Source organism: Paraburkholderia sp. J76 (assembly GCF_905220295.1).
Classification (GTDB): Bacteria; Pseudomonadota; Gammaproteobacteria; order Burkholderiales; family Burkholderiaceae; genus Paraburkholderia.
On record NZ_CAJMZJ010000008.1, the window covers coordinates 346,723 to 356,494 of the forward strand.

Below are 9,772 nucleotides of genomic sequence, written 5' to 3' on the forward strand. Positions count from 1 at the left end.
GTCGCCGGGGTGTGCGGCGGCGGATTCTGAAAAGAAAAGGGCGAAGATCGATTGATCTTCGCCCTTTTTGTCTGCTGATAGCCAATATGGCGGCTGCGGCGTCAGGTCTTGTCCTGCACCACGCCGCGGCGGATCTGGTCGAGTTCGATCGACTCGAACAGCGCCTTGAAGTTGCCCTCGCCGAAGCCCTGATTGCCCTTGCGCTGGATGATCTCGAAGAAGATCGGCCCGATCTGGTTTTCCGTGAAGATCTGCAGCAGCAGGTCTTCGGGCATGCCGTCGATCAGGATCTTGCGCTTCTTCAGTTCGTCCAGCGGCTCGGTGTGGCCGGGAATGCGGCGGTTCACGAGTTCGTAGTAAGTGTCGATCGTGTCGAGCAGCGTGATGTTCGAGGCGCGCAGGCCATCCACGGTACGGTAGATGTCGTTCGTGCCGAGCGCGATGTGCTGGATGCCTTCGCCGTGATAGGCGTCGAGGTACTCCTGAATCTGACCGGCCTGCTCGCCGCCTTCCTCGTTGATCGGAATGCGGATCTTGCCGCACGGCGAGGTCATCGCCTTTGACTTGACGCCCGTTACCTTGCCTTCGATGTCGAAATAGCGGATTTCGCGGAAGTTGAAGAGGCGCTCGTAGAACTCGGCCCACTCGGCCATCCGGCCGCGGTGCACGTTGTGCGTGAGGTGGTCGATATAGGTGAGGCCGTGGCCGACCGGATTCTGCTCGGCGCCCGCGATCGGCTCGAAGTCGACGTCGTAGATGCTGATGTCGCCGATGCTGCCCGGCGCCGCGCCGTTCTTGCCGCGCCAGCGGTCGACGAAATAGATCAGCGAGTCGCCAATGCCCTTGATCGCCGGAATGTTCAGCTCCATCGGGCCCGTCTTGTTGTCGAAGCCCCACGCGCCGAGTTCGAGCGCATGCCGGTAGGCCTTGGCGGCGTCCTGCACGCGGAAGGCGATTGCGCAGATCGACGGGCCGTGCAGCCGCGCGAAGCGCTGGGCGAACGAGTCGGGCTCGCCGTTGACGATGAAGTTGATGTCGCCCTGGCGGTAAAGCGTCACGTCCTTATGGCGATGGCGCGCAATGGCGGTGAAGCCCATGCGTTCGAACAACTTGCCGAGCGCCTTGGGGTCCGGCGCGGTGTATTCGATGAACTCGAAGCCGTCGGTGCCGACGGGGTTATCCCAGTTGGGGATCTGCATGGTTGTCTCCTCGCTGATGTAGATCAGATTCGTGGGGCAAAGTGTAGTCCGCGGCATTGGGAGAAAACTTGCGAGTTGAGTCGATGTTCCGTCGATCTGCGCTATAAAATGCCTTGAATAAGTCATGGGAAGGCAGAAGATGGCAATCATCGATTTGGATGTGATCGACCGGCGCATTCTCGCGATCCTTCAGGAGAATGGGCGCCTCTCGAACCAGGAGATCGCGGAGCGCGTGAATCTGTCGCCGAGCCCGTGTTTGCGGCGCATCCGCCGACTCGAAGAAGGCGGCGTGATTCGCGGCTACGTGGCGCTGCTCGATGCGCAGAAGCTTGGCCTCGACCTGCTGGCCTACGTGAACGTGCGGCTGGAAAAGCGCGGGCCGACTGCGGCCGGGCGCGAGGGCGTGACGCATGCCGAGCTGTTTCGCGCGGCGGTGCAGACGTGGCCCGAGGTGGTGGCCTGTCACGCCATGACGGGCGATATGGATTTCCTGCTGCGCGTGCAGGTGGAGGACATGGCGCATTTCTCGCGCTTCGTGCAGGACCAGTTGCTGCACCATCCGTCCGTGATCGACGTGAAGTCCAGCTTTTCGCTCGACACCTTCAAGGAAACGACAGCCCTGCCGATCCGCTGATCGCCCGCGCGTGTGTGGGGCCGAAAACGCAAAAAAGCGGCCGAAGCCGCTTTTCAGTGCGTTAGTTTGTCCCGAGGGGCAGGAGTCATGCCGCGACAGCTTGCGGCAGGACCGTTTCCATCAGCTTGCGAGCCTGGCGCGCCTGGCGCTTAAGCGCGTAGTCGAACACGGCGGCTTGCTCCTGGAGCATTTCGGCGATGATGCTGCTCTGATCGGCCGGCTCGAGCGAGAGATACGCGTCGGCTTCGCCGTAGGCGTACTCGATCTTCATGCCCGACTTCTTCGCGATGTGCATCATCGTCGAGTTGCGCGAGAGGCAGTGCATGTAAAGCGTGGTGACGTGCGTGTTGCGGCTGCGGATGGCGGCGCGCTCGAACAGTTTCGAGCCAATGCCCTGGCCGCGCGCGCTTTCCAGCACGGACACGCCGAACTCGGCCGTGCGGCCGTTGCCGTCCGCCGGCAGGTAGGCCAGATGGCCGACGCCCACGAGTTGCAACTGGTGGTCGAACACGCCGAACACGGTGTCGCGCGCGAAGTCCATCGAGCGGACGTACTTTTCGATCACGTGGTCGGGCGCGGCCTGGCCGAAGCGCAGCAGGCGGTCGTCGATATCGAGCGTGAGAAAGTGCGCGAGCAGGCGTTCGCGATCTGCCGAGGTGAGGACTCGCACCATGACGGGCGCATGACCGGGCGTCAGCGGACGGGCGGACGACAGCGTCGGCACGTTGGCTTGGGTCGAAAGCGGGTTCATGGTGGGTTCTCCTTAGGAATGCATGCCGCATGATGCAGCGCAAAACGCATTCTAGCGGAAACCCTGGGTGCACTCTAGGGAAAACCCGGAGTGTAAATTTGAGTGTAGCGCCTAATTAATAGAGAGATATCTGCAAGCTATTGATTTCAAATTGGTATTTTTTCGGGTCATTTGACTGTGCAACTGTTGCGATGGTGCATCATGTCGCACCGCAGCAATCCGGCCCGAAAATTTTACCGGCGCAGCGGCCGCTCAGGCGCCCTTTAAACCGTGGTCGACCATGGCGATCACCTGCTCGGCGAAGTCTCTGTAGCCCATGCGGCCGCCCGGCTTGAGCCATGTGAACGTCCAGTTGATCATGCCGAACACCATCATCGTCAGAGCGGTCTGGTTTTCGCTCGTGACCTGCCCCGGATACGCGCGGGCGAGTTGGCGCGTAAAGGCAGCGACCACGTCGCGTTGACGGTTCAGGATGATTTCGCGCTGGGTGTCCAGGAGGTATTTGACGTCGTTCAGGAGCGCCACGTGGCGGCTGTGCGATGTCTCGTATTCCGTGAGGAATGCGCGAATCAGCTCGGCAAAGCTTTCGCGCTCGTCATGCCCGCGCCGCTGGCTCGCGCCTTCCACTTCCGCGATGATCAGCATGAGCCGCTTGGTGTAGCGGTCGAGCAGATCGAAGAGGATCGCTTCCTTGCTCTCGTAATAGTGATAGAGCCGCGCTTTCGAGGTCCCGCTTGCGGCGGCGAGGTCCGACATCGAGGTGCTCGGGTAGCTCGTTTGCGCGAATTTGGCGGCTGCGAGTTCGAGGATCTGGTCGCGTTGGGTTTCGTGGTCGGGCGCTCGGGTGCGTGCCATGGGATTCAGCGTGGGAGGGAAAGGTGCGCGGCGTTTTGCGGAAGCGGCGCACGCGCGGCGCGCGCGGCGGCGGCAAGCGGAGCGCAGGCGGCGCACATATCGTCGCGCAGGCGCAGTTCTTCCGCCGCGCATAGCTCGCGCAGGCGCCACTGCACGACCGGTTCGGCAACCGTGAAGCCGGCGCCGCCGCGCGTGAGTTCGGCGCCGAGCACGTCGCTGGCGAGCCACGATGCGCCCGCCGGACGGTCCTCGTGAGCGTCGAGCACGTCGAGAATCATGGCGTCGAGGTCGCTCCACGTGCCGCTCGTGAACGTGTTGTCGCGCCAGCGGCGCGTCTCGCCGTTGGCGAACTTGGCTTCCTGCCACTCCAGCGCGAGACGCGTGATGCGCAGCACGGAGATAGGCGCGGCGTCCGGCACGCGCGCCTCGATGCGGGCGGCGGCGTTCGGGCCCGAAATTTCGTCGGCGGCGAGGCGAACTTCGTTCAGGCGTTGCGGGACGTCGCGCAAACGGTAGCAGGCACGCCGCAGCGCGAGCTGATGCGCGGCGTCGTGCGTATGCCAGATCACCACGTGGGAGCCGTCGGCTTCGAGGGCGGTCAGCGCCGCGCAGTCGCCTTGCGCCAAGGCTGGCGGGATATCGTCAAGGCGCTCCCAGAAAGCGGCGCGTTGCGCCACGCCTGGGTCGCCGGCCACGTCGATGTCGCGCAGCGGGCCTACTGTTAGATCGTCGCGCAGTGCGATCACGCGGTCCGGACGGGACGCCGCGTCGAAAGCCTCACGCAGCGCCGCCGCGGCTGGCTCGCCGTAAATTAGATGAATCGTGGTCATCGACAAGTCGCTGCGTTCACCGCGAACGCCCAGTAAATCCGCCAATAGCAAAAAGGAGCCGCCCGTTGGTGTCGCAGCGCTGCGCTGCAACACCGACGGGCGGCCCCTAGTGTAAGCGGATAGCCTGTAGGCCGAAAGCGTGCTGTTGCTCTAACGCCTTAACGTTCGTCGAAACTTACGACCACGCGCTCGCTCACCGGGTGGCACTGGCAAGTGAGCACGAAGCCGTCCTTCACCTCCTGCTCCTCGAGCGTGTAATTCTTGTCCATCTTCACTTCGCCTTCGAGCACCTTGGCGCGGCAGGTGCAGCACACACCGCCCTTGCACGCGTAAGGCAGCGCCAGACCGGCCTTCAGGCCGACGTCGAGCAGGCTCACGCCCTCGTACGGCAGGCGCATCTTGCGCTTCTTGCCGTCGATGACGATTTCCAGCTCCGCGGCCGGCGTGTTTTCGGTGATCTCGACGTTCGGCACGCCTGCCTGCGGCAGCGGCGAGCCGAAGCGCTCCACATGCACCTTCTGCGGCGGCACGCCCGCGTCCTTGAACGCAGCCTCGGCGGCGTCCATCATCGGACCCGGGCCGCAGACGAACGCTTCGTCGATCTCGTCCGCGGGCAGCAGCGTTTCGAGGAAGGCCGCGCATTTCGCCTGGTCGAGCACGCCATTGAAAAGCTCGACGTCCTGCAAGTCGTCCGAGAGCACGTGATAGAGGCGCAAGCGGCTCATGAAGCGGTTCTTCAGGTCTTCCAGCTCTTCGGCGAACATGATCGCGTCGACGCTGCGGTTGCCGTACACGAGCGTGAAGGCGCTGCGCGGCTCGGTTTCGAGCGTCGTCTTGATGATCGCGAGCACGGGCGTGATGCCCGAACCGCCCGAGAACGCCACGTAGTGCTTGCCGTGCTCGGCGTTCAGGTGCGTGAAGAAGCGGCCATCGGGCGTCATCACCTCGATTTCGTGGCCCGGTGCGAGCTGGTCGAACGCGAAGTTCGAGAAGCGCCCGCCGCGCACGCGCTTGATGCCGATGCGCAGTTCGCCGTCGCGGTCGTAGTCGGTCACGCCCACGCAGATCGAGTACGAACGGCGCGTTTCCTCACCGTCGATATGGGTCTTGAGCGTCACGAACTGCCCCTGGGTGAAGCGAAACGCCTCGCGCAGTTCGGGCGGGACTTCGAAAGCGACGGAGACCGCGTCCGCGGTTTCGGGCCGCACTTCGCGGATGCGCAGCGAATGGAATTGCGGAGTGGCCATATCAGTACGGTTTGAAGTAGTCGAAGGGTTCGCGGCAATCGATGCAGCGGTAGAGCGCCTTGCACGCGGTCGAGCCGAACTGCGCGAGGCGTTCGGTGTGCTTCGAGCCGCAGTGCGGGCAGGCGGGCGCGGGCAACGGCTTCGGTTTCGGTTTCGCGATGAAAGTGATCGGCTGTTCGGCCGGTTGAGGCGCGGAGCCGCAGTTGCCGCAGCTGTCAGCAGCGGGCGGCGCGATGCCATAGGCGCGCAGTTTCTCGCGCGCTTCGTCGGTGATCCAGTCGGTGGTCCACGCGGGCGTGAGGGTCGTCGCGATGCGGTACGGCGCGAGTGCGGCGGCGTCGAGCGCGTGCGCGACGTCCTCCGCGATCTGCGACATCGCCGGGCAGCCCGAGTAGGTGGGCGTGATGACCACTTCGATCTGACCGTCGTCGGCGCGGCGCACGTCGCGCAGAATGCCCAGTTCGCGGATCGACACGACCGGAATTTCCGGATCGGGCACCGATTCCAGCACTTCCCAGGCGCGCGCTAGCGCGTGATCTGCCGTTGCTTGCATCGTGACTTCCTCTTTTCCTGCGCGGTGCTTACCAGCGCGCGTTCGGGTGCTGGCGCGCGAGGCTCTGCATCTCGGCCAGCACGAAGCCCATGTGCTCCGAATGCTCGCCGTGCTTGCCGGTCGTGACGTGCTTTACCGGCGCGGGCACGGCGAGCGTGGCTTCCTCTAGCGCGGCCTCCACATCGACGCGCCACGCCGCTTCGAGCTGGGCAGCGAGCGGTGCGATGCCGGCTTCGGCTACGGCCGTTTCCACGGCGTCGGTGCTGAAGAACTCGCGCGTGTAGGGCATCAACCAGTCGATAGCTGCCTGCGCACGGCGGTGCGATTCGTCGGTGCCGTCGCCGAAGCGGATCAGCCACTCGCGCGCATGGTGCACGTGGTAGCGCGTTTCCTTGATCGAGCGCTCGGCGATTGCGGCCAGTTGGGGATCGGCGGAGCGCAGCAGCGCGGTCCACAGATGCCCCATTAGCGTGGCGTAGAGGAAGTTGCGCACGATCGTCACGGCGTAGTCGTTGGCCGAATGCGTCGTGCCGGCGAGCGGGCCGAAGTGCGGCAGCTCGGCGAGCGTGTAGTTCGCGAACTCGCGCTCGGCGCGGAAGTAGGCGTAGTCGTCTTCGGTGCGCTCGCGGCCGGTGAGCGCCTTTTCGAGCGTGGCAGCGTGCGTGTAAAGCAGCCGCGCCTGGCCGATCAGGTCGAGGCTCATGTTGGCGAGCGCGATGTCTTCTTCGAGGATCGGGCCGTGGCCGCACCATTCCGTGTTGCGCTGACCGAGGATCAGCGCCGTATCGGCGAGGCGCAGCACGTACGCGAGGTGTTCTTGCGTGGGCGTCGTCATGGGGCGCTCTTACATGTGGTTGACTTCGTCGGGCAGGGTGTAGAACGTCGGGTGGCGATAGATCTTGTCGCCGGCCGGCTCGAACAGTTCGGCCTTCTCGTTCGGATCCGAAGCCGTAATTGCCGACGACGGCACCACCCAGATGCTCACGCCTTCCTGGCGGCGCGTGTAGACGTCGCGCGCCATGCGCAGCGCCATCGACGCGTCGGAGGCGTGCAGGCTGCCACAGTGTTTGTGGTCGAGGCCTTGCTTGCTACGCACGAACACTTCCCAGATCGGCCATTCCTTGTTCATCGTGGATCTCCTTCCTCTGATTCCAATGTCGGTTGCGCTCAGGCGGCGTGCTTTTCGGCGCGCTGACGCTGCTTTTCGGCGTGCGCGAGGGCGGCTTCACGCACCCACGCGCCTTCGTTGTGCGCCTTCACGCGCGTGCCGAGACGCTCGCGGTTGCACGGGCCGTCGCCGTTCACGACGCGCCAGAATTCTTCCCAGTCGATCGTGCCGTAGTCATAGTGGCCGCGCGCTTCGTTCCATTTCAGATCGGCGTCGGGCAGCGTGACGCCCAGCACCTTGGCCTGTTCGACGGTGGCGTCGACGAACTTCTGGCGCAGGTCGTCGTTGGAGATGCGCTTGATCCCCCATTTGGCCGACTGATTGCTGTGGACCGAATCGGCGTCGCTCGGGCCGAACATCATCAGGACGGGCCACCACCAGCGGTTCACGGCCTGCTGCACGAGTTCACGCTGCGCTTCGGTGCCGCTCATCATGGCGAGCAGGGCGTCGAAACCCTGGCGCTGGTGGAACGATTCTTCCTTGCAGATGCGGATCATGGCGCGCGCGTAGGGGCCATACGTGCAGCGGCACAGCGGAATCTGGTTCATGATCGCCGCGCCGTCCACGAGCCAGCCGATCACGCCAACGTCCGCCCAGGTGGGCGTCGGGTAATTGAAGATGCTCGAATACTTGGCCTTGCCGGCGTGGAGTGCGTCGACGAGCTGATCGCGCGAGACGCCAAGCGTTTCCGCTGCGCTATAGAGATAGAGGCCGTGGCCCGCTTCGTCCTGCACCTTGGCGAGGAGGATTGCCTTGCGCTTGAGGCTGGGCGCGCGCGAGATCCAGTTGCCTTCCGGCAGCATGCCGACGACTTCGGAGTGCGCATGCTGCGAGATCTGGCGCACGAGCGTCTTGCGATAGGCTTCGGGCATCCAGTCCTGCGGCTCGATCTTGCCGTCGGCGGCCATGATCGCGTCGAACTGTGCCTGTTCCGGCGAGGCTGCGTCCGCGTCGAGCGGCGCCACATTGCCGGGAATGTCGAGGGATTGCGTGTACATGGAGACGCTCTCGTCGAAGTTGGGTAGCGGGGGTTTGGGTACGGTGAGCAGTATAAACCAACCGACCGGTCGGTAAATGAATTTTTTGAGGTGGCTCAAAAAAGTTTGCGGCTCGGTATTGAGTTTTAGCGGGCGGGTGGCTCGCTCATGGGTGTTTGCGCGCCGACTGTCAGGCGGATGGAAGGCTCCACGCCTGGCCATGGGGCACAATGCCCCTTTGCCTGCGCACTCGTTCACGGATGAAGACTTCTTTTGCTCCTCTCGCGGCTGCCGCCGCTGTGTTTATTTCCCTGGGCGCCGCGTCGCCGGTGTTCGCGGATCAACCCTCCGGCCCTTGGGTCACGAGCTGGGCGACGACGCTGCAGTCGATTCCCGAGCGCGGCGCGCTCCCTGCGCTATACCGCGCCCCTGATGTCGCCGGGCGGACCGTTCGGCAGATCGTGTATCCGACGCTGGGCGGCACGGTTGCCCGGGTGCATGTCAGCAACCTCTATGGGCGCACGCCGCTTGTGATCGAAGCGATGGCCATTGCGCCGTCTGCGGGCGGTGCGGCGGCGAGCGAGGCGGGTACGGCGCATGTCACTTTCGGCGGGCGGCCCTCGGTGTCGGTGCCGCCAGGCGCTGCGCTCGATAGCGATCCTGTGCAGATCGATCTAAAGGCGCGTGCGCCTTATGCCATCAGTTCCTATATGGGACCCGAACAAAAAATGGTGGCGTGGCACCGCGTGGCGAATCAGGTGAACTACGTCTCGCGTCCGGGCAATCACGTCGCCGATCCTTCGATTGGCGCGTTCACCGAGCGTTTTACGCAGTACGCGTGGGTCACGGGGCTGGCGGTCGAGGCGCAGGGTGCGTCGACGGTCGCGGCGATCGGCGATTCGATTACCGATGGCATGCGTTCCACGATGAACCAGAACCGTCGCTGGCCCGACGCATTGGTGCGCCGCATCGCGCAGTCGCAGCGCACGGATCTCGCCGTGATCGATCTCGGGATTAGCGGCAACCGGCTGCTGAACGATTCGCCTTGCTACGGGGAGGCGCTCGAGCGGCGCTTCGGCCGGGACGCGCTCGGCCATCCCGGCGTGAAAACGGTGGTACTGCTCATCGGCATCAACGACATCAACTTCCAGGCGATGCCGGCGCGATCCGGCCTCGATTGCGACTTTCCTCATACGCACGTGGACACGAACGACCTGATCGCGGGGTATCGCCGGGTGATCGCTCAGGCGCATGCGCGCGGCGTGCGTATTTTCGGCGCGACGCTCACGCCGGCTTCTCTGCCGCCCGAGCGCGAGGCGATCCGCACGGCGGTGAACCAATGGATCCGGACGAGCGGAGCGTTCGACGGCGTGGTCGACTTCGATGCGGCGTTGCGCGACCCGGCCGACCCGGCGCGCCTCCGTTACGGGTATGACAGTGGCGACCATATCCACCCAGGCGATGCGGGCTACGCCGCGATGGCGAATGCGGTGCCGCTGGAGGCGCTTAGCCGGAAGTAAGAATATTTGCCTCGCCCCCTTGCGCCGCGCCGCGCGGA

11 protein-coding genes are annotated in these 9,772 nt (G+C 64.4%); 2 read left to right on the top strand and 9 right to left on the bottom strand.

Annotated elements, in window-relative coordinates; all coding sequences use genetic code 11:
- Positions 1 to 101: 101 nt before the first annotated feature.
- Positions 102 to 1,199, bottom strand: coding sequence for a 4-hydroxyphenylpyruvate dioxygenase (hppD, locus tag U5768_RS18120; protein ID WP_322031756.1), 1,098 nt, complete (start codon positions 1,197 to 1,199; stop codon positions 102 to 104).
- 139 nt (positions 1,200 to 1,338) lie between these two features.
- Between hppD and U5768_RS18125 the strand changes: the two genes are divergently transcribed.
- Entirely contained in the window at positions 1,339 to 1,833 is a 495-nt protein-coding gene (locus tag U5768_RS18125; RefSeq protein WP_322031757.1) for an Lrp/AsnC family transcriptional regulator, read from the top strand.
- An 85-nt stretch (positions 1,834 to 1,918) separates the two neighbouring features.
- On the opposite strand, the gene U5768_RS18130 is transcribed toward U5768_RS18125, so the two are convergent.
- The 8 genes from U5768_RS18130 to paaA form a co-directional block, all read right to left on the bottom strand.
- Positions 1,919 to 2,584 (bottom strand): GNAT family N-acetyltransferase, encoded by a 666-nt coding sequence (locus tag U5768_RS18130; protein ID WP_322031758.1) that lies wholly within the window; start codon positions 2,582 to 2,584, stop codon positions 1,919 to 1,921.
- A 252-nt stretch (positions 2,585 to 2,836) separates the two neighbouring features.
- The gene (locus U5768_RS18135; protein ID WP_322031759.1) at positions 2,837 to 3,439 is read right to left on the bottom strand and encodes a TetR/AcrR family transcriptional regulator; all 603 of its coding nucleotides are present in this window, start codon (positions 3,437 to 3,439) and stop codon (positions 2,837 to 2,839) included.
- 5 nt (positions 3,440 to 3,444) lie between these two features.
- A complete protein-coding gene (locus U5768_RS18140; protein ID WP_322031760.1) occupies positions 3,445 to 4,269 on the bottom strand; it encodes a DUF1835 domain-containing protein in 825 nt (274 codons plus the stop codon).
- Between the two features lie 158 nt (positions 4,270 to 4,427).
- Positions 4,428 to 5,516, bottom strand: coding sequence for a 1,2-phenylacetyl-CoA epoxidase subunit PaaE (paaE, locus tag U5768_RS18145; RefSeq protein WP_322031761.1), 1,089 nt, complete (start codon positions 5,514 to 5,516; stop codon positions 4,428 to 4,430).
- Position 5,517: 1 nt separating this feature from the next.
- Positions 5,518 to 6,069, bottom strand: coding sequence for a 1,2-phenylacetyl-CoA epoxidase subunit PaaD (gene paaD, locus U5768_RS18150; protein WP_322031762.1), 552 nt, complete (start codon positions 6,067 to 6,069; stop codon positions 5,518 to 5,520).
- Positions 6,070 to 6,097: 28 nt separating this feature from the next.
- Positions 6,098 to 6,904: a 1,2-phenylacetyl-CoA epoxidase subunit PaaC gene (gene paaC, locus U5768_RS18155; RefSeq protein ID WP_322031763.1), complete on the bottom strand. Its 807-nt coding sequence runs from the start codon at positions 6,902 to 6,904 to the stop codon at positions 6,098 to 6,100.
- A gap of 9 nt (positions 6,905 to 6,913) precedes the next feature.
- A complete protein-coding gene (gene paaB, locus U5768_RS18160) occupies positions 6,914 to 7,198 on the bottom strand; it encodes a 1,2-phenylacetyl-CoA epoxidase subunit PaaB (protein WP_028203445.1) in 285 nt (94 codons plus the stop codon).
- Between the two features lie 38 nt (positions 7,199 to 7,236).
- Positions 7,237 to 8,235, bottom strand: coding sequence for a 1,2-phenylacetyl-CoA epoxidase subunit PaaA (paaA, locus tag U5768_RS18165; protein WP_322031764.1), 999 nt, complete (start codon positions 8,233 to 8,235; stop codon positions 7,237 to 7,239).
- Positions 8,236 to 8,474: 239 nt separating this feature from the next.
- Between paaA and U5768_RS18170 the strand changes: the two genes are divergently transcribed.
- Entirely contained in the window at positions 8,475 to 9,734 is a 1,260-nt protein-coding gene (locus U5768_RS18170) for an SGNH/GDSL hydrolase family protein (RefSeq protein WP_415913929.1), read from the top strand.
- Positions 9,735 to 9,772: the final 38 nt, after the last annotated feature.

Excerpts from the sequence above, each read along its gene's own strand:
- hppD (WP_322031756.1), bottom strand. The coding sequence starts at position 1,199 with ATGCAGATCCCCAACTGGGATAACCCCGTCGGCACCGACGGCTTCGAG.
- U5768_RS18125 (WP_322031757.1), top strand. The coding sequence starts at position 1,339 with ATGGCAATCATCGATTTGGATGTGATCGACCGGCGCATTCTCGCGATC.
- U5768_RS18130 (WP_322031758.1), bottom strand. The coding sequence starts at position 2,584 with ATGAACCCGCTTTCGACCCAAGCCAACGTGCCGACGCTGTCGTCCGCC.
- U5768_RS18135 (WP_322031759.1), bottom strand. The coding sequence starts at position 3,439 with ATGGCACGCACCCGAGCGCCCGACCACGAAACCCAACGCGACCAGATC.
- U5768_RS18140 (WP_322031760.1), bottom strand. The coding sequence starts at position 4,269 with ATGACCACGATTCATCTAATTTACGGCGAGCCAGCCGCGGCGGCGCTG.
- paaE (WP_322031761.1), bottom strand. The coding sequence starts at position 5,516 with ATGGCCACTCCGCAATTCCATTCGCTGCGCATCCGCGAAGTGCGGCCC.
- paaD (WP_322031762.1), bottom strand. The coding sequence starts at position 6,069 with ATGCAAGCAACGGCAGATCACGCGCTAGCGCGCGCCTGGGAAGTGCTG.
- paaC (WP_322031763.1), bottom strand. The coding sequence starts at position 6,904 with ATGACGACGCCCACGCAAGAACACCTCGCGTACGTGCTGCGCCTCGCC.
- paaB (WP_028203445.1), bottom strand. The coding sequence starts at position 7,198 with ATGAACAAGGAATGGCCGATCTGGGAAGTGTTCGTGCGTAGCAAGCAA.
- paaA (WP_322031764.1), bottom strand. The coding sequence starts at position 8,235 with ATGTACACGCAATCCCTCGACATTCCCGGCAATGTGGCGCCGCTCGAC.
- U5768_RS18170 (WP_415913929.1), top strand. The coding sequence starts at position 8,475 with ATGAAGACTTCTTTTGCTCCTCTCGCGGCTGCCGCCGCTGTGTTTATT.